Here is a 21151-nt window from a genome sequence, read left to right as displayed (position 1 = left end):
TGGGCTTATTGTCTATTTGAAAATGCTTGGATAATTTGTTAAAGTAAGGTTATTCTAAGAGAAAGCCTGCTATCTATCCTATGGAACTTACTTTATACGACCTATATCAAAAAATGCTTCAACACATGGGGCCTACTAACTGGTGGCCGGCTGACAGCAAACAGCAGATTATCATCGAAGCCATTCTCATTCAAAATACGACCGAAAAAAATGCCACACGCGCCTCACAGCTGATCAAAGCTGAGACAGCTTACGATTTTCGCAGGATACAGGAGCTGTCCTCAGAGCAATTAGAACTGTTAGTTCGCCCGGCCGGCTTTATGAAAAATAAAAGCAAGGCGATTCGGACAGTCTCACAGTGGTATCTTGAGCATCAGGAAGATGCTCATGCTGCTCTGAAACAATACGGGCAAAACCTGCGCCAAACCCTGCTGAAACTCCACGGTGTCGGTCCCGAAACGGCCGACGTTCTTCTGACCTATATCTTTGATCAGCTGCAGTTTATTGCTGATAAATATGCCAGAACGCTCTTTAGCCATCTGGGTCTTTTCGGCTTAACCGATTATCAGAGTTTGAGCCGTCAGCTGAATCGGCTGCCGGCTCCTTTTACTTATCAGGATGCTCAGGAATTTCATGGCTTGATTGATGAATTTGGCAAAGAATACTTTCATCCGCCCAAAAATTTTGAAAACAGCTTTTTAGCCGGTGACAGCCTCATTTTATAAAATAAGGCTGCTTGTCTGTAACTTTTACTTGCTGTCTAAAACACTGCAAGTGTGCACCTGTTATTTTTGAATAATAAAAAAGAGTGGAACTATAGTTGCCCCACTCTCATTTTTTTACTTCATTCGACTATTGTTTTTTGCCCCGGACAATACCTTTGAAAACAGGGTACAGCAAGGGCACTGCAAGAGCAGTTACTATTGAAGTTCCGAAAGTTCCGGTAATTTTGACAAGAGCTCCTGTCATGGCTGCAAACAAAGGCAGATTCCCCACTAAGCTGTTAATGATGGTGTACTTGACTAGGTTGAGAATGATTTTTGTCAGGGCAGCAATAATGCCGACAGCAAGGATATTGCTTGCCGTATCCTTTGATTTCATAGCCTTCTCATAAACCAGATGCAGCACATAGCAGACAATCAAGGATTCTAAAATCGTTATCCAAACTTCTGCTGCATAGCCATTTAAAATATCAAACAAGCCTAGTCCCAGCGCTGCCGCTAGAGCGCCAAATTTAGAACCAAAAACAAGGACAGCCACAACGACCAATGCATTCCCCAAGTGAATAAACTGCGGCCCTACTTGTATCCGTAAAAATTGAACACTGACCAAGATCAAAGCGGCAAACAGGCTGACTTCTATTATCCGACGCAATTCTTCTTTTTTCATTTTATTTCCTCCAATAACAGGTGATGCTGTTTGATAAGATTGAACAAGTGCGGCTCGTAGCAAAGACCGTATTTTAAGTCACGCTTTAACGCTAAAGTAGTCTGGATGGCTCTATCCAAAAACGTTAAGGCTAAGCCGGCGGATTTTTCCAAAGCAATTCCCTGGAAGTAGCCGCTTGCCAAGATAGCGGTGAGCATATCGCCGGTTCCATAAAACAGCTGAGGGTAGCGTTTAGCCATGACATAAACAGTTTTATCGGTCTTCTTTTGATACAGAGCTAGGCCAATCTTATCTTTTTCAAAAGACACTCCTGTCAAAATAACCGTTTCAGGACCGATGCCAGCCAATCGCCGCAAAAGATTCTCAATATCAGCTGAGTCATAATCATCTCCAAGATAAGCCGTATCAGCCAAGAACGCTGCTTCTGTCAGATTAGGCGTAATGACATCTGCCTTTTGACAGAGACGGCGGATATTTTGCGCATAATCCTGATCAAACCCTTGATAAAAATGCCCATTATCCCCCATGATAGGATCTACAAAAAGAGGAACTTCCTTTTTTTCAGCAAAATCAATCAGCAAAGCAATTTGCTCTTTATTTTTTAAATAGCCTGTCACCAAACCGTCAAAGACAAGATCCAATTCCTGCCACTGTGAGAGAAAACCGGCCATGCCGGCTGTGCAGTCATCTATGTGAATATTTTTAAAGCCGCCCGTATGCGAGGACAACAGCACTGTCGGCAAAATAACTGTTTCTGCCTGACAGGCTGCCATAATGGGCAGGCTGCCGGCCAGAGCAACCTTGCCCAGTCCGGGCAGATCACTGGCCACCAGTAAACGCGGTATCATAAAAATTCCTCAATTTCTTTTCAAAACTTAAAATTATTGTAAGAAATTTTAGAATGAGGTACAATAGGAACAAAATCAAACTGTATGGGGACAAAATGACTAGTAAGTATCAAGAAATTTTATCTGCTGTTGTTCAGCAAATTGAAAGCGGCAAACTCAAACGAGGGGATAAACTTCCTTCTATCCGCCGGCTGAGCGCCGAATTTAACTGCAGCAAGGACACCGTCCAAAAGGCCTTATCGGAATTAAAATATCAAAAATATATCTATCCCGTTCCTAAAAGCGGTTACTATGTTTTTGAAGACAGTCACGAGGAAGAACCACTCCTCAAGGTTTCGTCCAGCGATTACAACAATATGGCCTATGAAGATTTCAGAACCTGTATGAACGAAACCTTAGTCGGCCGGGAAAACTACCTTTTCAATTATTACCACCGGCAGGAAGGTCTGGAAGAGTTGACCCAGTCTTTGCAAAACCTGTTTTTAGACCAGGCCGTTTACAGCAAAAAAGAAAATATTGCTGTCACGTCCGGAACTCAGCAGGCACTCTACATCTTGTCCCAAATGGACTTTCCCAACAAAAAACAGACCATTCTTTTGGAACAGCCTACCTATCATCGCATGAATGCTTTGGTGAAGTCACAAAATCTTCCTTATCTGACTATTGAGCGCAGTTTTGAAGGCCTTGATTTTAATCTCTTGGAAGATTTTTTCCGCCGGGAAGATATTAAATTTTTCTACACCATTCCGCGGCTCTCCAATCCTTTGGGTCTCTCATACAGCCTCAGAGAAAAACAGCTTTTGGTAGAGCTGGCGCAAAAATATGATGTTTACATTGTAGAAGATGACTATATGGCAGATCTTGATAAAACAGCCAATGTTTCCCTGCATTATTGGGATACAAATGACAAGGTCATCTACCTCAAGTCTTTTTCGGCAACGCTCTTTCCGGCTCTGCGTTTGGGAAGCTTAGTCCTGCCGAAAAAACTTCTGAAAAGTTTTCTGGCCTACAAAAGTTTAATTGACTATGATACCAACCTCATCATGCAAAAAGCGCTGTCGCTTTACATTGATAATGGCATGTTTGCCAAAAACAAGAAACATCTCAAACAAATTCGCAGCCAAGAGCGCTCTGAGCTGAAAAAAGAGATCCCGCCGGCTCTTCTTAAACTGCCCCATCATCTCTTTCATGATTCGCTGGTTCTTGAGCTGCCTCCTAAAACAAAACCTTCGCTTTTAAGGCACAGACTGAATACACCTGATTTTCTGGAAAAAAATTATATCAAAGACTGTCCTTACCAGTTTGTTCACCTGCAAAAAGGCAGCAATTGGCAGGAAGCAGCCGCCCTTTTGAATCTCTAAAACAGCCAAAAAAGACTGAGTTATTTGCTCAGTCTTTTTTAGCTGCAGTTGGCGCAAAAGCTGCTCAACGTTCCTGCTGAAAATATAAATACTTTAACGGCGCTTTTTTAGTCCCTGACTTAAGCTCTTAATGTCAGCGGGTCTCGTCCGGCAGCAGCCGCCTACAACTTTAGCTCCCAGATTTTGCCAAGAAAGGGTATTTTCTAAAAGCGTATGTGATTTGTCAGCCGTCTGAGTCCATGCTTGATGTCGGCCGTCATAGACCTCCCCTGAGTTAGGATAAGTTACCAGCGGTTTATCGGTAACGGCACTGATTTTCTTTAAAAGCTCATCATAAACCAAGGGTGAGCTGCAGTTAATACCCACAGCCAAAATCTGCGGTACTTCGTCCAGCAAAGCTGCGACGTCTTCTATAGCAGTACCGTCAGAAATACTGCTGCTGTTTTGAGCGGTAAAGCTCATATAAGCTTCTGCATCAGGAAACTCTTCCTGCAGCAGTTCAGCCAGAGCCTGAGCTTCCAAAAAACTGGGAATAGTTTCTAATGCTAACAAATCACTGCCTTTTTCCAGCAAAATAGCAATGCGCGGTCTGTGAAAATCTTTGAGCGCTTCTTTGTCTATATCACCGTAATCGCCGGTATATTCGGAACCGTCAGCCAAGTAAGCGGCATAAGGCCCGACATCGCCGCTGATCAAAGGATAAGGACGCGCTTCTTTTTCTTCCTCGCTTAATTCCCGCCAGACGTTTTCCCTGGCATTTTTAGCTAAATCAACGGTCAAGGCGATGATTTTTTCAGCTTCTGTTTGACTGAGCCCATGCTCACGCAGCCCCTGCAGGCTGGCTTGGTAGCTGGAAGTTGTTACAATATCAGAACCAGACCGCAAATAAGTTTCATGAACAGACCTAATTAAGTCAGGATCTTCTAACAGGTATTTTGCTGACCATAATTTTCCCGACACGTCATGCCCTAAAAATTCCAGCTCCGTTCCCAGAGCACCGTGCAAAATCAAATAATCTTCCTGTTCTAACAATGTTTTAAAACGTCCCATAAAACCTCCTCAAAATTTACCATAGCGCCAATAATAATAAAGATAGCACAAGGCTATAAAGGGTACACCAAAATAAAGCCCTGCTCTTTGTGAAGCATCCCAAGCAATACCAATAATGGAAATCAGCAATAAAATAATGGTCACATAGGGCAGCACCGGCGTAAAAGGCGTTCTGTATGACAGCTCTTTCTCGCTGTGATCTTTTAACCACTCCTTACGGAAATTGATCTGCGCCATAGGAATGGACAGCCATACGACCACTACTGCAAAACCGGCGATAGATACAAGCGCCAAATAAACCGTATCTGCAGCATAAATACTTGAAAACAGAGCCAAAACAGCACCGGCCATAGACAAAAGCAAGGCTCGCATGGGAACACCGTATTCATTGATTTTGACAACCTTTTGGCTGATCATGCCCTCATTGGCCAAAGACCACAGCATGCGGCTGGAAGCGTAAAGTCCTGAATTTCCTGCTGACAAAATAGCCGTTAAAATAACAAAATTCATAATATCAGCAGCAAAAGGAACGCCCATCTTATCAAAGACATCAACAAAAGGAGCGCTTGACACACCTGCTTCTTTCATCGGTAAAAGTGAAGCCAAAACCACTATAGTCAGCACAAAGAAAATCACCAAGCGCCCGATTGTTGTCTTAATGGCCTTGGGCACTGCTTCTTTAGGGTTGTCCGTTTCTCCTGCAGCAATACCGATCAGCTCAGTTCCGCTAAAGGCATAGTTAACTGCCAGCATAACTGAAACAAGAGCTGCAAAGCCTTTGGGAGCAGCTCCGTGAGCCAGCAAATGCTTAAAAAGGATTACTTCATGCCTGCCATCAAAGGAAACCAATCCAACCATAGCTCCAATTCCCAAAACAATAAAAACGAGAATGGCAAGCACTTTAATGCTTGAAAAGAAGGATTCAGCCTCGGCAAAAGAGCGGACACTGAGGGCATTGATCCCAAAAATAATCAGGGCAAAAAGCGTCGCAAATACCCAAGTCGGAACATGGGGAAACCACCGTCCCATGAGCATGCCTGCTCCCAGAAATTCCGTTCCCAGAGCAACGGTCCAGCAGAGCCAGTAGAGCCAGGCAACAGTAAATCCGGTTCCGGGGCTGATAAATTTAGTCGCATACGTATGAAAAGAACCCGTGACAGGCATGGCAACCGCCAGCTCTCCCAGCGACAGCATCACCAGATAAACCACCACTGCACCAATCAAATAGGAAATCACCGCTCCTAAGGGTCCTGCCTGTGCAATCGTATAACCGGAACTCAAGAACAGCCCGGTTCCGATAACACCGCCCAAAGACAGCATAAAAAGGTGGCGGCTGGTCATTTTTCGCTTGAACTGACCTTCGTTTTCAAAATTATGGTTTTCCATAAACCCTCCTAATGTCTGATACCTCTATCATACCACAGAAAGGCAGGAATTCAGACATAGTTTTTATCTATCATCCGATATAGAAAAACTATATGCGCAAGCAGCCACCTTTGCTCAAATTGGCATACAAAAACGATAGAAGTATTGCTTTCTATCGTTTTGAGACTTATTCTGATTAAAAGCGTGCCAAATCCAGGGCATGCTGAGCGGCTAAATTAAGCAAACTCCACTGACGGTCAAAGCCGGGCTGGAAGAAGAAATCAGCCTGCGCTAAATCTTCTAAGGTCATCTTATGACCAATAGCTAATGATAAGACGTTGCCCTGCGCTGTTACATCATATTTAGATAGGACAGCACCGCCCAGAATTTGATGTGTCAACGGATTAAATGTCAGACTGACATAAACTTTGGGATTGCTGTCATCAGGAATGTAAGCCGGACGCAGGCGATCTTCATAAAAACTGGTTTTAAAGGCTAGTTCACATTTTTCAGCTGAAAAAGCATTCAAACCGCTGGCTGCGAAATGATAATCAAACAGACTCAAGGCTGAAGAACCAACGACACCGGCAAAGGCCTCATGCGGCTTGGCTTCAAAAATATGTTGGACCAAATATTGCGCTTCACGGCGGGCAGTGGTTGCTAAAGCAATCGGCATAGGTTTGCCGGCCGGAATAGACAGAGGTAAAACAGCATCGCCGATAGCATAAACATCCGGAAGATTTGTTCTAAAATACTCATCTACCTTGATAAAGCCGCCATCTTCTAAATCTAGCGTGCCCTGCAGCCAGTCTGTATTAGGTTTGACACCTGCAGCAACAATAACGAGGTCGGTCTCAATAGTGCCCTTATCCGTTACTACCCTTTCAACCTTGTCGCTTCCCTGAAAACTTTCAATTTTAGCACCCATGCATAAGTTAACACCATTTTTTTCAAGTTCCGGTTCTAAAATAGCAACCAATTCCGGATTTAAATAAGTTCCCAGAGGACGGTCAATAATATCTATCAAGGTGACATTCTTACCGGCACTAGCAAAAACGTCTACTGCTTCCAGACCGATATAACCGGCTCCAACAACGACCACATTCTGAACGGTATCTGATTCCAGAGCAGACTTAATCTTAGTTGCCCAATCATAGCCGCGCATCAAGAAAATATTATCAAGATCGTTTCCTTCAACAGGAAGCATGGCAGGCTTAACACCGGAGCTTAAAATCAGCTTATCGTAAGCTGCTTCTTTTTCCTGCCCGGTTTTTGTGTCAGTGACAGTAACTGTTTTTTTATCGCCATGAATAGCAGTAACTCGGTGGTTGTTAAAAATTGTCCCGCCTCGTTTTTCCAAATCGGCCGGCGCAAAATTACGCACATCATCTTTGGCCGTTACCTCACCTTTTAGATAAAGCTCCATCCCGCAGGACATAAAGGAAACAAAATCCCCCGCTTCGTAGATAGTAACCTCAATATCAGAGTACCGATCTAATAATTCTATAGCAGATTCGTGCCCGCCATGTGAAGCTCCGACAATAATAACTTTTTGGCTGTCCATAGGTTTTACCTCCTTAGTTACCTTTATGGTACGCTTTCATTCTATCTTAGACAACCTAGGAGGTCAAATGATTGAACTATGAATTGCTAAGCGCTTTCAAACATTGTTTAAACACTTTAAAAACAAACAAAAGACAGCTCAGAAGAAAGCAATTCTGCTTTTTTGAACTGTCTTTGACAAAAATTTATAAGTGTCCCAAAATACTGTCCCAAGATGCATCCAGACCGGTACGGTCAACGGATGAAAACACAATGAACTGATCAAGCGCATCAAAGTTCAGCTTCTTTTTGATGGCTGCTTCATGCTTATTCCACTTGCTGCGGGGCACCTTATCAGCCTTTGTAGCAACCAGTATAACCGGAATGTCATAATATTTCAGAAAATCGTACATTTGAACATCATCTGCACTGGGATCATGACGAAAATCAACCAGACTGACCACTGCTCGCAAGTTATTGCGGCTAATTAGGTATTCTTCAATCATTTTTCCCCATTTGGCACGCTCAGCCTTAGAAACCTTGGCGTAACCATAGCCCGGAACATCGACAAAACGCAGTTTATCATCAATATTATAAAAGTTCAGCAGCTGGGTTTTGCCGGGCTTGCCGGAAGTTCTGGCAAGATTTTTCCGCCCTAAAAGCGTATTAATAAAACTTGATTTGCCGACATTTGAACGTCCGGCCAGAGCCACTTCGGGCAACTCATCCTGCGGATAATGCGATTTATTTGCTGCACTTAACAAAAGAGAAGCGTTATGGGTATTTAAAGTTTCACTCATACGGTCTCCTTATTAGGAAGCTGTCTCAAGAATCGGTTTGTCTGTTCCTTCAACCGCTTCCTTCGTAATGCGAACACAGGTCACATCTTCCTGACTTGGAATTTCAAACATCAAATCCAGCATGGTTTCTTCAATAATAGACCGAAGTCCCCGTGCGCCTGTTTTACGCTCAATTGCCTTTTGAGCGATAGCTTCCAGAGCATCCTGATCAAATTCAAGCTCAACGCCGTCATAAGACAAAAGCGTCTTGTACTGCTTAACCAGAGCATTTTTAGGTTCGGTCAGAATCTTGACCAGATCATCAACAGTCAGCTGTTCAAGAGCTGCTAAGACCGGCAGGCGGCCGATGAATTCCGGAATCAAACCGAATTTTTGAATGTCTTCAGAAATGATTTCCTGCATATAGGATGCTTTATCATCAACCTTCTTATTGTTTTGCCCGAAGCCAATGATCTTTTCTCCCAAGCGCTGCTTGACAATATCTTCAATACCATCAAAGGCACCGCCAACAATAAAGAGAATATTTTTAGTGTTGATTTGAATCATTTCCTGCTGCGGATGCTTGCGGCCGCCTTGCGGCGGAACACTGGCAACCGTTCCCTCAATGATTTTCAGCAGCGCCTGCTGAACCCCTTCACCTGAAACATCGCGGGTAATAGAAACATTCTCACCCTTTTTGGCAATTTTATCAATTTCATCGACATAGATAATACCGCGCTCCGCGCGTTCCACATTATAATCAGCAGCCTGAATCAGTTTCAGCAGAATATTCTCAACATCTTCACCTACATAGCCTGCCTCAGTCAAGGCAGTGGCATCTGCAATAGCAAAGGGAACATTGAGGCTCTTAGCCAAGGTCTGAGCCAAAAAAGTTTTTCCGGAACCTGTCGGGCCAATCATCAGAATATTAGACTTTTGCAAGTCAACATCCTGGTCTTCCTGACTTTCTGTGAAACTGATGCGCTTATAGTGATTGTAAACAGCAACAGCCAAGGCACGCTTAGCGCGATCCTGCCCGATTACATAGCTGTCCAAAATTTCTAAGAGTTCCTTAGGTTTTGGCACTTCGGTCAGATCGGCAAGAACTTCTTCTGCTAATTCTTCGCGGATAATCTCTTGCGATAATTCAACACATTCATTACAGATAAAGACGCCGTTGCCTGCAATGATTTTTTTGACTTCATCTTGATTTTTGCCACAGAACGAACAGTGAACCGTGACATCAGTAGTTCTATTTCCAGCCATTTTTTCCTCTAATTTCTAATCTCGTTTAAAATAAGGTTCCATAAAAAGCATGAATGGTATTTACAATATTTGTAAAAGCATTCAATAAGAAAAACACTCCTAAACCGTAGCGATTTTTCCTAAACGCAGGGATTGCGCATAAGATACAAATCACAAACAAAAAGGCAGTAAACACCCCAAAAATACTTCTTTGCATAATCTTAGGCAAATCTCCTTGCTACTTCTTTTCCCAAACAGTAATGGTAAAAGGATAAGCATTTTTATCATCACTGTCAAAATCTGTGCTTGCTGTTTCTTTAAAATCAGACCAATCGAGGTCCGGGAAATAGGTGTCTCCCGAAAATGTTCCGTGAACTTTGGTTCTGACAAGCTCATCATAATGATCTTCAAAGACTTTATAAATACCAGCACCGCCGACAACATAAAGATTTTTGTCCTGATTGTCAAACCAAGCAAGCACTTCTTCCGGACTGTGCAGAGCCTTGACACCATCTGCCTGAAAATCCTGATCCCTTGTCAAAATTAAGGTTTCCCGGCCAGGAAGTACTCGGCGCTTCATCCCATCAAAAGTGACACGCCCCATTAAAAGTGCATGCCCTGTTGTTGTCTCTTTAAAATGCTTCAGCTCTTTGGGAAGATGCCAGGGAAGCCTGCCGTCTCCACCAATCAAACCATTTTCATCTTCTGCCCAAATGGCAATAATTTTCTTTGTCATTTTTACAGATTACCTTTTATTCTCATTTCTTTTATTTTAACAAAATTTATTAAAAAAAGCTCAGAAAAAATTTGTCTGCCGCCTCAGATGGCCAAATCAAACTTCAGCTGCGGTTTAACCGGACTGTAGTCTGTCAGCTCAAAATCCTCAGGTTTAATAGCAAAGAAATCGGTTTTATCAGGAACGTTCAGTACTAAGCGGGGCTGACAGACTGACGGCTCACGTCTCAAAAGCTCCTTGGCTTGTTCAAACTGATTATCATAAATATGGAGGTTGTTGATAAAATAGAAAAATTTACCGACCTTCCAGCCAAAATGTTTAGCAACCATCATTTGCAAGGCAACATACTGCATAGCATTGATATGATGAGCCACCAGCATGTCATTGGAGCGCTGAGTCAGTGTTGCATCCAGATAAATGTCCTCACCCACACGGCGGACATCAAACATGGTCTGAAAGGCACAAGGAAGCAGGCCATCTGTTTTTTCAAAGGCTTCATAATCCCAAAGGCTGATGACATTGCGGCGATTCCAAGGATTTTCAGCCAGCTGCTTGAGAATTTTATGCATGATATCATGCTTTTTGACAATAGCACCGTAGCGCTCACCAATGGTTCCGGTCTGTCCGACTTCCCAGTCATTCCAATACTTGACGCCGTATTTATCATTCAAAACAGACAAGTCATTGGTCTGATCCTGATATATCCAAAAGACTTCTTTAATGGCTGACTTGATAGCAATCGGACGCAAAGTCGTAATGGGAAATTCATCCTTTGCCAAATCATACTCAGCAAAGGAGCCTGTGATATATTTAGAATTGGCTGTCTGGCCATTCTTATACTTGGGCCGTGCCTGTTCGCTCCAAGCACCTGTTTCTAAAATTTTATGAATATTTTCCTTAAAAATAAGATCTGCCTTGGTCATAGCTTTCCTCTCTATGTATGTAGGAAATCAGCACTGAATTTCCTTTTAAAAAACATTATAGCAGAAAATTTATAAAATATTGTAAAAAAGATATCCCTGTCTAATATTAGGCACAGGATGTTTTTTAATTTGATTCTCAAAAGTTTATTCGTTAATTTTATTTTAAATTGTGATAAAATAACTATGACATTTTACAAAAAATATAATTAAAAGGAAAAGAAGGAACACTATGGCAATTGGAATTGATAAAATTGGTTTTGCGACCAGCCAATATGTCTTGAACATGAAAGACTTAGCTGCAGCCCGCGGCGAAGATCCTGAGAAATTTAGCAAGGGTCTTATGCTTGATGCGCTCAGTATCGCTCCTGTTACAGATGACATCATCACTTTAGCGGCCGGGGCTGCTGAGGAAATTTTAACAGATGAAGACAAGGAACTGATTGATATGGTCATTGTGGCAACCGAGTCAAGTGTTGATCAGAGCAAAGCAGCTGCTGTCTATGTTCATCAGCTGCTGGGAATCCAGCCTTTTGCCCGCAGCATCGAAATGAAAGAAGCTTGTTACAGTGCCACTGCTGCTCTTAATTATGCCAAACTCCATGTTGAAAAGCACCCTCAGTCGCGAGTGCTCGTTCTGGCCAGCGACATTGCCAGATATGGGGCTGCCAGTCCCGGTGAGTCAACTCAAGGGGCAGGCAGTGTGGCCATGCTGATCAAAAAAGATCCTGCTATTTTAATTCTTCATGATGAAACGCTGGCACAAACGCGTGACATTATGGATTTCTGGCGGCCTAATTACTCAGTAACACCTTATGTTAACGGTATTTATTCGACCAAACAGTATCTGGATATGCTGAAAACAACTTGGACTGAATACCAAAAGCGCTTTGAAACTTCTTTAGCTGATTTTGCAGCCTTTTGTTTCCACCTGCCCTTTCCTAAGTTGGCCCTCAAAGGTTTCAATAAAATCATGGACAAAACTCTGCCCGATACCTTGCAGGAAAAGCTGAGAGCAAATTTTGAGGCTTCCATCCTTTACAGCCGGCAGATTGGAAATATTTATACAGGTTCGCTTTTTTTGGGACTGCTCTCCCTGCTTGAAAACAGCCGAAATTTGGCTGCTGGCGACAAAATCGCACTCTTTAGTTACGGCAGCGGCGCTGTTGCAGAAATCTTTACAGGAACCTTGGCCGAAGGTTTTAAAGAACAGCTGCTGAGCAATCGTTTGGAAAGTCTTGCACAGCGCAGCCCCTTATCTGTAAGTGAATACGAAAAAATGTTCTTTGAAGAAGCTGTTTTAGATAAAAACGGCAATGCTTCTTTTGAAAATTATAAAACAGGCAGCTTCGCTTTAAAAGAAATCACGGAACATCAGCGAATTTATGGTAAAATCAATGACTGAGAACAAAATAAACTGGACAGGTTTTTCAAAAAAATCTCTGAAGGAGCGAATCAGCCTGCTGGCAGAAATGCAGCTGCTAAGCTCTGAAAATTTAGACAATCTGACCTATAACCGCCAGCTCCCGCTTAAAACAGCTGACCAGATGGCAGAAAATGTTATCGGAACACATTCCCTGCCTTTTGCTCTAGCGCCTGACTTTCTTATTGATGGCAGAGAGTATCAGGTTCCTTTTGTTACAGAAGAACCATCCGTTGTTGCTGCCGCCAGTTTTGCTGCAAAACTAATCAAGCGTTCAGGCGGCTTTGCAACGGTCATTCATGAGCGTCAAATGATTGGCCAGGCCGTACTTTATCAGGTTCCTGACCTCAATACAGCCAAGAAAGACATTCTGGCTCAAAAAGCTCAGCTCTTGCTTTTGGCTGATGATGCCTACCCTTCTATCGTTAAACGCGGAGGCGGCGCACGCCGCCTGACAGTTGACATTAAAGAAGAATTTCTTATTGTGTATCTGACAGTTGACACCCAGGAAGCTATGGGAGCCAATATGGTTAATACCATGATGGAGTCCCTGATGCCGATGCTGGAAGAAATATCCGGCGGCAAACAGCTGATGGCAATTCTGTCTAATTACGCAACTGAATCTCTGGTAACAGCAAGCTGTCAGGTTGACCTCAGATTTCTCAGCCGCAATAAGGCGCAGGCTCAGACATTTGCCCGCAAAATAGAGCTGGCAAGCAGGCTGGCGCAAATCGACAGTTATCGAGCCAGCACCCACAACAAAGGCATTTTCAATGGCATCGATGCTGTTGTCATGGCAACGGGCAATGATTGGCGGGCTGTCGAAGCGGGCGGCCATACCTATGCCGCTAAAGACGGCCAGTATCGCGGTCTCACGACTTGGACATTCGATCAAAAGCAGCAAATTCTAAAGGGTTCGCTGACCCTGCCTATGCCCGTAGCAACCAAGGGAGGATCTATAGGCCTCAATCCCAGCGTTCGCACAGCCCATGACTTGTTGGGCAATCCAAATGCCCGTGAACTGGCAGCTGTCATCGCTGCTGTCGGACTGGCCCAAAATTTTGCAGCGCTCAAGGCATTGACCAGCACCGGTATTCAGGCAGGGCACATGAAACTGCAAGCCAAATCTCTCCTGCTGCTTGCCGGCGCAAAAGAAACCGAACTTCCAAAAGCTATCGGTCAGCTTCTTGAAGCCAATCACATGAATATAGAAACCGCACAGACTATTTTACAAAACCTAAGAGATGAAAACACCTAGACTGCAGCAGTCTGGGTGTTTTAGTGTTTTAATGAAGAATCGGCTGCTTTTGCTGCTGTGCAGTTATTTTTGCGGGTCAAGAGTTTTTCCTTGACATTGTTTTTAAATAATTATATAATCTGGTTATGAAAACTAGATAAACTAAAGGTGATAATCTATGATTTATTCTTATCCTCTATGGAAAGAACTGCCGGAGCTGGACTTGTATCTTGATCAGGTACTCTTGTATGTCAATCAGATTGCAAGTTTCTCTTCTCAAAATGATAAAGGACTGACAGCAGCCATGATTAATAACTATGTCAAACATGGCCATATTGACAAACCTGTCAAGAAAAAATACAGCCGCAAACAAGTGGCTCGTTTGATCGTCATAACCAGTTTGAAAAATGTTTTCGCAATTCAGGAAATTAGCCAGACACTGGAAATACTGACAGCTAACCATCAGTCAGAAACCAGTTACAATCATTTTGTCGCCTGCATGAACGGCGACAGTACTGAGGATGTTCCGGCGGTAATTATTTCTGCCTGCCAAACGCTGAAACTCTATCATCAGACGCATCAGCTTGTTTTAGAATTACAAAGAGGTAACACAGATGAACCCAGCACAAACACTTAAATTAAGCAAGCGCTTAAGCTTTGGCGAAGAGGTCGCAAACAGTGTCACGCATGCTGTCGGTGCTGTCATAATGCTTATTTTACTGCCGATTACTGCCATTTACAGCTACCAGTCTTACGGTATGAAAGCGACTGTCGGTATGTCTATTTTTGTCATCAGTCTCTTTTTGATGTTTTTGTCATCAACGGTCTATCATTCAATGCAGTATGACTCGCCGCAGAAATATGTCCTGCGCATTATTGATCACAGTATGATTTATATTGCTATCGCAGGGTCTTATACACCGGTTGCTTTGTCTCTTGTCAGCGGGCGGCTGGGCTATCTGATTATTATTTTGCAGTGGGGAACAACTATTTTTGGCATTTTATACAAAATTTTTGCCAAAAAAATCAATGACAAGTTCAGTCTCTTTCTTTATTTACTAATGGGCTGGCTGGTGATTTTTATCATTCCGGCTGTCATTAGTAAGACCGGTCTTACTTTTTGGCTCCTTATGCTTGCCGGCGGACTCTCTTATACAGTCGGTGCTTTCTTTTATGCTAAGAAAAGACCATATTTCCACATGATCTGGCATCTTTTTATCCTGCTTGCTTCGGCTCTGCAGTATACTGCCATCGTTTATTACATGCTGTAAAATAAAAAAGCGCACAGTCAGTCAAACTAACCTATTGCGCCATAAATTTATGATCTACTGAAGTGCCCTTGAAAAATCTTTGTTTCAAGGGCATTTTTTTGTAACAGCGTTTTAATGCCAAAAATAGCTTTCCAGTTCTTTAAAACCGATAACTGTCAGTTTGTCAGCACTTACTTCTTCTTTGATCTGCTGCAAAAGGCTGACAATCTCATTTTTTAACTCCTCGGAATGATTGGCTTTTGCAAAATACCGATTAATAAGGGCGTCCAGTTTTTGAGAACCGTCTTTGGAAAAAATTTTAAAATAACGGTTCTTTCTCTTAAAGATTATAAGATAGCTGGTAAATTTTTTGTCAATTTCCCTCATTGAGCCATCATCAGAAATGGAAAAACTCCGCTTGTACACAGTTAAATTTGTGTAGCCCCTTGCCAAATAATCAGAAATATGGTCTGCATCATCACTGACAGCATAAAGATCATTGGTCAGACGAGAGAGCACTTGGTTTGTTCCGGCAAAATAGACTTTATCTGCTGCTGTATCTGCGTTCATCAAATCATCTGAAAACAATTTAGGAAAGTCCGCCATCTCTGTTTCGAAAAAATTAAAACTTTTAAGCAGCATCTGACTAACTCCTTGAATTTTTGGCCTGCTGGGCATCGTTTAATTTCCCGTATAAGATATAATCGACATTTTTCAAGTCTTCAATCGTTTTGCAGTTGAGAGTACACATGATTAGCCGCAGGTCATCCTTCCAGCCGTTAATAATCGCAATGGCATCCTCAACAGAATAACGTTCTACCAGCTCAAGAACCGTGCGTGATAAGCCGACCGCTTTGGCTCCTAAAACAAAGCATTTCACCATATCCAAAGGATGCCTGACACCGCCCGAAGCTAAAATCTCTACTCGATTTACCAGAGGCTGAGCATTTAAAAGTGCCTGCAGGGTCGTCTGTCCCCAGTCGTTGAGATAAGAACGGTTGCCCCCGCGCTGATTTTCAATATAAGCAAAACTGGTACCGCCGCGGCCGGAAATATCAAAGGTCTTAATACCCAGCTCGGCAGCCGTTTCAATCGTTTTAACATCCATGCCAAAACCGACTTCTTTAAGAATAACCGGTACAGGAATCTCTCTGGCGTAATCCGCAAGATTGGATTTCCAGCGGCGAAAATCACGTTCGCCTTCCGGCATGAGGAGTTCCTGCATGAGATTGACATGAACCTGCAGAAAAATAGGCTTCATCTGTGCTGCCGTCTGCTGCCCAAGTTCAACAGGCTTATCAAGGCCGATATTGGTCGCCAAAAGCAAATCAGGGAAGTCCTGATGAGTCGGATAAGAGTCCTCCTGATTGTTTTTAAGGGCAGCGCTGTAAGAGCCCGTCACCATGACGACTCCTGTCGCCTGTGCAAGCTGAGCCAATTTACGATTAACGGCTCGTCCTTTTTCTGAACCGCCGGTCATGGCATTGATGTAGAAAGGAAACTCAAAGTCGCGTCCAGCAAAATGTGTTGATAAATCAATCTCATTCAGATCATAATCAGGCAGAGAATGATGGATTAGCTCCATATCGTCAAAACTATTGTAGGGAGCTTCATATTTAAGAGCATATTTGATATGATCGTCTTTTCGGTTTGCCATGCGTTCTCCTATAATTTTTCTTGGTAAAGCAATTCGATGCCGTGGGTCTGCCAGCGCTCTATTAATGTCTGACTGGCTTTTTCATCAAACGACAGGGCAATGCCGCAGTCACCGCCGCCTGAACCCGATGATTTGGCAGCAGCATCCAGCCCCCGACTGGCAGCTTTCAGTTCTTTTAACTTATCACTGTAGATGGCAGGGCTGAGTGCGGACAAAAGTTCGGACACAGTCTCAATTTCTGCTTTGACAGCCGATTTTTCTCCCGCTTCTAAAGCTGCCTTTAACTTAAGAACAGCTTTTTGAGTCTGTCTGAGAAAATCATCTGTAATGGCCGATTTGACCAAATTAATCATATGGCGCGAAATCGCTGCTTCTTTAGTCCAGCCGACCAGAAAATCACAGGGCAGAGCCGGTTTCACCACATCAATGTTGTAATCCCAGTTTTCAGCCAGAACAGTCTTTAAGTCATAGCGTTCAATCCAGCTGCGCACGCGGCTGCGGTCAAAGGCTGTAAAGCAAATCAAGTCCTCGTAGGCAATGCAGGCAATATCCCCCATGGAACCGTTATCGCCATGCTTGATTAAGGTATACGAAGCTAACTTAAAAAGCGTGTCCGCAGACAGATTCACATGATAAAAAGCAGCTAAAGCTTTCAAGGTCAAAACAGTCACACTGCCGCTGGAGCCAATACCGAATTTGATGCCGCTGCGCTCCATTTTGCCGGTAATATCCAGGGTAAAAGGTCTTAGATCAGACACCTCCTTACCTAAAAAAGCTGCCCAAACAGCAATCGTCTCCTGAATCAAAGAGTAATTTGCATCCGCTGTCAGCCCTGTACGATAGTCAAACATATCAGACCAGATAGAAATCCGGCCGGCCGGTTTAATGGCAGCCGTCATATAGATAGGAATATTCTTGATAAGAGCCGACTGTTTAGGTGTTAAAACAGCGTATTCACCGGCGATGTAGAGTTTACCGCCGGTCTGTACCCAAATAGCATCATCCATATTACAGTTCCTTTGTTTCAGACTTGATAATCTGATAATCCTGAGCCAGCAAATCAGCCAAGCGCTCCAAATCTTCTGCCAAGCACAGAACCTTAACATTGGGGCCTGCATCCATGGTAAAATAGCATTTTTCGCCTTGCTGCCGAAGAGCTTTTACGCTTTCCATCGCCTCATAGGACTTTTCTGTCAAATAAGAAAAAGGAGGCTCTGCCGTCTCTGTCGTTGCATGCATGGCCAGGGCATTGCGTTCCGTCAGCTCTCCCACTTTTTCAAAATCATTGGCTTCAAGATAGGTCAGCATGTCTCTGTAATCTTTCTCGGATTGGGCAATCCAGTCCTTAAAATTAGGGGAAGTTTCCGAACAGCGCTTCATGCCCTCTCTGCTGGAAACAGGCTTTTTAGCATCATCTAGAATCAGCATGATCATGGCCAATTTTAAATCGGTCTTGACCTTGTAAATCTCATCGGAATCCTTATCCCAAGCAGCTAGCGGTCCAAAGAAAGAGCGTGAAGCAGAGCCGGATGCAAATTTTGCCAGCTGAGCCAACTCACTCTGACTGAGATGCTTATCAAAAAGATCATTAGCAGCCTTCACAAGGGCTGACAAACCACTGGAGCTTGATGACAGACCTGCTGCTGTCGGCATATTATTAGACGTTTCTATTTTCACAAAAATCGGCTGATCTTTTCGAAAATAGTCCAAAATCTTGCTCATCTTGGCGTGCTCTTCTTTATTTTGCAAAACACCGTCAATATAAAATTCATCAGCAGCGGCATTTGGCAAGAGCGAAAGTTTGGTCTCCGTATACATGTTTTCAAGCGTCAGAGAAATACTGCTGGTTGCCGGAATCATCTTTTCGGCATCGGCCTTTCCCCAATACTTAATAATAGCAATATTAGCATAAGATTTGACACTTACAGTTTTTTCAGTCACCTTGAAACTCCTTTTCACCTACCATTTGGCCGCATGCCTCACCTTCTTATTTTAATATAAAAATGAGAAAAAAGCGACCCTTAATAGCTGGCAAGCAGTCGGGTCAAACTTTGGTCGTTCTTACAGCTGCAAGCGTATCAAGACAAAATAAAAAGGACAGAACTCTGCATAATACAGAATGCAATCCTTCTCATCTATTTTTATCTAACTTATGAAGCGCTCTTTTTATATTTAAATTTTACCAGTACTAATATTAGAGAACATAATTGACAGTATAAGTATCATCGGATAGGATACGAGCCAGAAAGCGCCGTGTTCGCTCTTCCTTAGGCCGCAGAAAAAATTCTTTAGGGCTTCCTTCTTCAATAATATGTCCGCCGTCCATAAAGATAACATGATTAGCGACGTCTCTGGCAAAACTCATTTCATGCGTCACGACAACCATGGTGATTCCCTCTTCAGCCAGCTGTTTCATGACGCCTAAAACATCACCGATCAATTCTGGATCCAAGGCTGATGTCGGTTCATCAAAAAAGATAACATCAGGTTTCACCGCAATAGCACGCGCAATGCCGATGCGCTGCTGCTGACCGCCCGACAGCTGACTGGGATAATAATCTCTGTAACTTAGCAGACCCACCTTTTCTAAGGCCTCTAAAGCTATGGTCTCTGCTTCTTTCTTAGGAATTTTCCTCGCAACAACAAGACCTTCCAAAATATTCTCCAGAGCCGTTTTGTTAGCAAAAAGATTGTAATGCTGAAAGACAAAGGCAGTTTTCTGCCGAATAGTCAACACCTCTTTGCGATTCAGAGCAGCTAGGTTATAGGACTGATCGTCCAGAATCAGCTGTCCCTGATCCGCCTTCTCTAAATGATTGAGGCAGCGCAGAAAAGTCGTTTTCCCTGATCCGCTGGGCCCCAGAATGACAACAACGTCACCCTTATTGACCTTCAGACTGACATCGTCAAGGACAGTCTTATCGCCAAATTGCTTTGATAAATTTTTAATATCTAACATAAGTTCTCCTTAAGCAAGCTGCTTCTCCAAGCCTGAAAATCCCCACTGAATGAGACCGCAGATAATAATATAAATAATAAAAATCACCAGGTAAGATTCAAAATACTGGTAACCATGAGCCGCTTCTACTTTGGCAATGGCCGTAATATCCTTAACCGTCATAACAAAAACCAGTGAGGTTCCTTTGACAATATTAATCACTAAATTACAGAGATTGGGGAGAGCATTTCGCAAAGCCTGGGGAAAAACAATTCTGAGATAACTCTGACTTGTTGTCAGACCGATAGATTGGGCTGCTTCCAGCTGCCCCTTATCAACTGTTAAAATGGCAGAGCGTAAAATCTCCGATAAGGTCCCTGTTGTCATCAAGCTAAAGATAATAAAAGCATAATAAATAGGATTGAGTTTAAAAATATCAAGCCCGATTGATTTTAAAATCGTATTTAAAATACTGGGCAAAAGGCTGTAGAAAAATAGAATTAAAAGAATGGGCGGTGTTGCTCGGATAAAAGCTAAATAAATCACAGAAAAGGTTGTTACTCCTTTAATCTTGTAGATTCTGCCCAGCGCCAAAAAGAGAGCCGGAAAGAAACTCAGCAAAATCGAGACAGCCATAATAGCCAAAGTAACAGGAACACCTTTTAAGGAGAGTAAAAACGTCTGAACAATATAATTAAAATCCATAATCCCTCCTTAAACATTTCCCTTTGTAAGACGGTGCTCCATCAGATGAGAAACCACTGACAAAATCAAGGCAATTCCCCAATAAATAAGGGCAACTGCTGTATAAGTTTCCAAGGAATAATTTCCCAAATTACGGCTAATCAGCAAATTACCGGCTCCCATGACATCTGCCAAACCAATCGTATAAGCTAAGGCAGCATCTTTCATTAAATTCAAAACAGCTGTTGTGATATTGGGCAGAGCAATTTTAAACGTCTGCGGCAAAAGAATACGTCTGAAAGTTTGAAAACCTGTCAGTCCAATACTCAGTCCTGCTTCCAGCTGTCCTTTAGGAACCGCTAAGTAAGCCGCTTTAAAGACTTCCGATATAGAAGCAGCAAAAAGCAGAACCATGGTTACAACAACAAAAACAGTCCGTGACCAGCCATCAACATCCAGATGAAGCCACCATGTCAAAAATTCAGGCAGACCGTAAAAAACCAGAAAAAGTAAGACAATCGGCGGAGTGCATCTCAGTGTAAAAACATAACCTTTAGCAAATCCGGCAAGACCAGTATCAGATCCCACCTGTGCCCAAGCAAGCCCTGCTCCCAGAATACTTCCTAAAAGAACGGTCACAAAGATAACCCATAAGGTCAAAGGTAGGGCAGATATGATGGTCGGCAAAAATTTAAAAACATAAGACGGTGTATAAGAAACCATACAA

At 43.0% G+C, this 21151-nt stretch carries 22 protein-coding genes; 6 read left to right on the top strand and 16 right to left on the bottom strand.

Annotation, left to right across the window (positions count from 1 at the left end):
- The first annotated feature begins 80 nt into the window (after positions 1–80).
- Complete coding sequence (locus AC4HAF_RS03585) at positions 81–725, top strand: endonuclease III domain-containing protein (protein ID WP_491096702.1); 645 nt, start codon at positions 81–83, stop codon at positions 723–725.
- A gap of 127 nt (positions 726–852) precedes the next feature.
- Here AC4HAF_RS03585 and AC4HAF_RS03580 read toward each other — a convergent pair whose 3' ends face one another.
- Together AC4HAF_RS03580 and AC4HAF_RS03575 are read right to left on the bottom strand one after the other, a co-directional pair.
- Positions 853–1389 carry an ECF transporter S component gene (locus AC4HAF_RS03580; RefSeq protein WP_491096701.1) on the bottom strand — a complete coding sequence of 179 codons (537 nt, stop codon included), beginning with the start codon at positions 1387–1389 and terminating at the stop codon, positions 853–855.
- The gene (locus AC4HAF_RS03575; RefSeq protein WP_491096700.1) at positions 1386–2237 is read right to left on the bottom strand and encodes a pyridoxamine kinase; all 852 of its coding nucleotides are present in this window, start codon (positions 2235–2237) and stop codon (positions 1386–1388) included. Before AC4HAF_RS03575 ends, AC4HAF_RS03580 begins: the two co-directional genes overlap by 4 nt.
- A 95-nt stretch (positions 2238–2332) precedes the next feature.
- Here AC4HAF_RS03575 and AC4HAF_RS03570 point away from each other — a divergent pair, with 95 nt between their 5' ends.
- Complete coding sequence (locus AC4HAF_RS03570; protein WP_491096699.1) at positions 2333–3598, top strand: aminotransferase-like domain-containing protein; 1266 nt, start codon at positions 2333–2335, stop codon at positions 3596–3598.
- Between the two features lie 93 nt (positions 3599–3691).
- Here AC4HAF_RS03570 and mmuM read toward each other — a convergent pair whose 3' ends face one another.
- The 7 genes from mmuM to AC4HAF_RS03535 all read right to left on the bottom strand — a co-directional run bounded on the left by mmuM (position 3692) and on the right by AC4HAF_RS03535 (position 11238).
- Positions 3692–4648 (bottom strand): homocysteine S-methyltransferase, encoded by a 957-nt coding sequence (gene mmuM, locus AC4HAF_RS03565; protein WP_491096698.1) that lies wholly within the window; start codon positions 4646–4648, stop codon positions 3692–3694.
- A gap of 9 nt (positions 4649–4657) precedes the next feature.
- Positions 4658–6034 carry an amino acid permease gene (locus AC4HAF_RS03560; RefSeq protein WP_491096697.1) on the bottom strand — a complete coding sequence of 459 codons (1377 nt, stop codon included), beginning with the start codon at positions 6032–6034 and terminating at the stop codon, positions 4658–4660.
- A gap of 175 nt (positions 6035–6209) precedes the next feature.
- Positions 6210–7577: an FAD-dependent oxidoreductase gene (locus AC4HAF_RS03555; RefSeq protein WP_491096696.1), complete on the bottom strand. Its 1368-nt coding sequence runs from the start codon at positions 7575–7577 to the stop codon at positions 6210–6212.
- 184 nt (positions 7578–7761) lie between these two features.
- Positions 7762–8355: a ribosome biogenesis GTP-binding protein YihA/YsxC gene (gene yihA / locus AC4HAF_RS03550; protein ID WP_491096695.1), complete on the bottom strand. Its 594-nt coding sequence runs from the start codon at positions 8353–8355 to the stop codon at positions 7762–7764.
- Between the two features lie 12 nt (positions 8356–8367).
- Positions 8368–9600, bottom strand: a complete 1233-nt coding sequence (gene clpX, locus AC4HAF_RS03545; RefSeq protein ID WP_491090555.1) for an ATP-dependent Clp protease ATP-binding subunit ClpX — start codon at positions 9598–9600, stop codon at positions 8368–8370.
- Between the two features lie 217 nt (positions 9601–9817).
- Positions 9818–10315, bottom strand: coding sequence for a dihydrofolate reductase (locus tag AC4HAF_RS03540; protein WP_491090556.1), 498 nt, complete (start codon positions 10313–10315; stop codon positions 9818–9820).
- 83 nt (positions 10316–10398) lie between these two features.
- On the bottom strand, positions 10399–11238 hold the full coding sequence (locus tag AC4HAF_RS03535) for a thymidylate synthase (RefSeq protein WP_491096694.1): 840 nt from the start codon (positions 11236–11238) through the stop codon (positions 10399–10401).
- A gap of 229 nt (positions 11239–11467) precedes the next feature.
- Here AC4HAF_RS03535 and AC4HAF_RS03530 point away from each other — a divergent pair, with 229 nt between their 5' ends.
- From AC4HAF_RS03530 to trhA, 4 genes are all read left to right on the top strand, one after another.
- On the top strand, positions 11468–12640 hold the full coding sequence (locus AC4HAF_RS03530) for a hydroxymethylglutaryl-CoA synthase (protein ID WP_491090559.1): 1173 nt from the start codon (positions 11468–11470) through the stop codon (positions 12638–12640).
- Positions 12621–13916 (top strand): hydroxymethylglutaryl-CoA reductase, degradative, encoded by a 1296-nt coding sequence (locus tag AC4HAF_RS03525; RefSeq protein ID WP_491096693.1) that lies wholly within the window; start codon positions 12621–12623, stop codon positions 13914–13916. The genes AC4HAF_RS03530 and AC4HAF_RS03525 overlap by 20 nt, the downstream gene beginning before the upstream one ends.
- Positions 13917–14073: 157 nt before the next feature.
- Positions 14074–14532, top strand: a complete 459-nt coding sequence (locus tag AC4HAF_RS03520; RefSeq protein WP_491090561.1) for a DUF1836 domain-containing protein — start codon at positions 14074–14076, stop codon at positions 14530–14532.
- A complete protein-coding gene (gene trhA / locus AC4HAF_RS03515) occupies positions 14510–15166 on the top strand; it encodes a PAQR family membrane homeostasis protein TrhA (RefSeq protein ID WP_491090563.1) in 657 nt (218 codons plus the stop codon). The genes AC4HAF_RS03520 and trhA overlap by 23 nt, the downstream gene beginning before the upstream one ends.
- 111 nt (positions 15167–15277) lie before the next feature.
- Here the strand turns inward: trhA and AC4HAF_RS03510 are convergent, their stop codons facing one another.
- The 7 genes from AC4HAF_RS03510 to AC4HAF_RS03480 all read right to left on the bottom strand — a co-directional run bounded on the left by AC4HAF_RS03510 (position 15278) and on the right by AC4HAF_RS03480 (position 21147).
- Positions 15278–15787, bottom strand: a complete 510-nt coding sequence (locus tag AC4HAF_RS03510) for a hypothetical protein (protein WP_491096692.1) — start codon at positions 15785–15787, stop codon at positions 15278–15280.
- A gap of 4 nt (positions 15788–15791) precedes the next feature.
- Positions 15792–16802, bottom strand: coding sequence for a type 2 isopentenyl-diphosphate Delta-isomerase (gene fni, locus AC4HAF_RS03505; RefSeq protein ID WP_491096691.1), 1011 nt, complete (start codon positions 16800–16802; stop codon positions 15792–15794).
- Positions 16803–16810: 8 nt separating this feature from the next.
- On the bottom strand, positions 16811–17809 hold the full coding sequence (locus tag AC4HAF_RS03500) for a phosphomevalonate kinase (RefSeq protein ID WP_491096690.1): 999 nt from the start codon (positions 17807–17809) through the stop codon (positions 16811–16813).
- A gap of 1 nt (position 17810) precedes the next feature.
- Positions 17811–18743 (bottom strand): diphosphomevalonate decarboxylase, encoded by a 933-nt coding sequence (mvaD, locus tag AC4HAF_RS03495; protein ID WP_491096689.1) that lies wholly within the window; start codon positions 18741–18743, stop codon positions 17811–17813.
- A 253-nt stretch (positions 18744–18996) separates the two neighbouring features.
- Positions 18997–19761: an amino acid ABC transporter ATP-binding protein gene (locus AC4HAF_RS03490; RefSeq protein ID WP_491096687.1), complete on the bottom strand. Its 765-nt coding sequence runs from the start codon at positions 19759–19761 to the stop codon at positions 18997–18999.
- Between the two features lie 9 nt (positions 19762–19770).
- The gene (locus tag AC4HAF_RS03485) at positions 19771–20445 is read right to left on the bottom strand and encodes an amino acid ABC transporter permease (RefSeq protein WP_491096686.1); all 675 of its coding nucleotides are present in this window, start codon (positions 20443–20445) and stop codon (positions 19771–19773) included.
- Between the two features lie 9 nt (positions 20446–20454).
- Positions 20455–21147: an amino acid ABC transporter permease gene (locus AC4HAF_RS03480; protein WP_491096685.1), complete on the bottom strand. Its 693-nt coding sequence runs from the start codon at positions 21145–21147 to the stop codon at positions 20455–20457.
- Between the last annotated feature and the right edge of the window lie 4 nt (positions 21148–21151).

Source organism: Streptococcus sp. ELY_90, from assembly GCF_058314475.1.
The sequence above is the reverse complement of the archived record's forward strand: the minus strand, read 5'-3'. Positions and strand labels throughout refer to the sequence as shown.

Coding starts and splice junctions, on each gene's coding strand:
- AC4HAF_RS03585 (WP_491096702.1), top strand. CDS start 81: ATGGAACTTACTTTATACGACCTATATCAAAAAATGCTTCAACACATG.
- AC4HAF_RS03580 (WP_491096701.1), bottom strand. CDS start 1,389: ATGAAAAAAGAAGAATTGCGTCGGATAATAGAAGTCAGCCTGTTTGCC.
- AC4HAF_RS03575 (WP_491096700.1), bottom strand. CDS start 2,237: ATGATACCGCGTTTACTGGTGGCCAGTGATCTGCCCGGACTGGGCAAG.
- AC4HAF_RS03570 (WP_491096699.1), top strand. CDS start 2,333: ATGACTAGTAAGTATCAAGAAATTTTATCTGCTGTTGTTCAGCAAATT.
- mmuM (WP_491096698.1), bottom strand. CDS start 4,648: ATGGGACGTTTTAAAACATTGTTAGAACAGGAAGATTATTTGATTTTG.
- AC4HAF_RS03560 (WP_491096697.1), bottom strand. CDS start 6,034: ATGGAAAACCATAATTTTGAAAACGAAGGTCAGTTCAAGCGAAAAATG.
- AC4HAF_RS03555 (WP_491096696.1), bottom strand. CDS start 7,577: ATGGACAGCCAAAAAGTTATTATTGTCGGAGCTTCACATGGCGGGCAC.
- yihA (WP_491096695.1), bottom strand. CDS start 8,355: ATGAGTGAAACTTTAAATACCCATAACGCTTCTCTTTTGTTAAGTGCA.
- clpX (WP_491090555.1), bottom strand. CDS start 9,600: ATGGCTGGAAATAGAACTACTGATGTCACGGTTCACTGTTCGTTCTGT.
- AC4HAF_RS03540 (WP_491090556.1), bottom strand. CDS start 10,315: ATGACAAAGAAAATTATTGCCATTTGGGCAGAAGATGAAAATGGTTTG.
- AC4HAF_RS03535 (WP_491096694.1), bottom strand. CDS start 11,238: ATGACCAAGGCAGATCTTATTTTTAAGGAAAATATTCATAAAATTTTA.
- AC4HAF_RS03530 (WP_491090559.1), top strand. CDS start 11,468: ATGGCAATTGGAATTGATAAAATTGGTTTTGCGACCAGCCAATATGTC.
- AC4HAF_RS03525 (WP_491096693.1), top strand. CDS start 12,621: ATGGTAAAATCAATGACTGAGAACAAAATAAACTGGACAGGTTTTTCA.
- AC4HAF_RS03520 (WP_491090561.1), top strand. CDS start 14,074: ATGATTTATTCTTATCCTCTATGGAAAGAACTGCCGGAGCTGGACTTG.
- trhA (WP_491090563.1), top strand. CDS start 14,510: ATGAACCCAGCACAAACACTTAAATTAAGCAAGCGCTTAAGCTTTGGC.
- AC4HAF_RS03510 (WP_491096692.1), bottom strand. CDS start 15,787: ATGCTGCTTAAAAGTTTTAATTTTTTCGAAACAGAGATGGCGGACTTT.
- fni (WP_491096691.1), bottom strand. CDS start 16,802: ATGGCAAACCGAAAAGACGATCATATCAAATATGCTCTTAAATATGAA.
- AC4HAF_RS03500 (WP_491096690.1), bottom strand. CDS start 17,809: ATGGATGATGCTATTTGGGTACAGACCGGCGGTAAACTCTACATCGCC.
- AC4HAF_RS03490 (WP_491096687.1), bottom strand. CDS start 19,761: ATGTTAGATATTAAAAATTTATCAAAGCAATTTGGCGATAAGACTGTC.
- AC4HAF_RS03485 (WP_491096686.1), bottom strand. CDS start 20,445: ATGGATTTTAATTATATTGTTCAGACGTTTTTACTCTCCTTAAAAGGT.
- AC4HAF_RS03480 (WP_491096685.1), bottom strand. CDS start 21,147: ATGGTTTCTTATACACCGTCTTATGTTTTTAAATTTTTGCCGACCATC.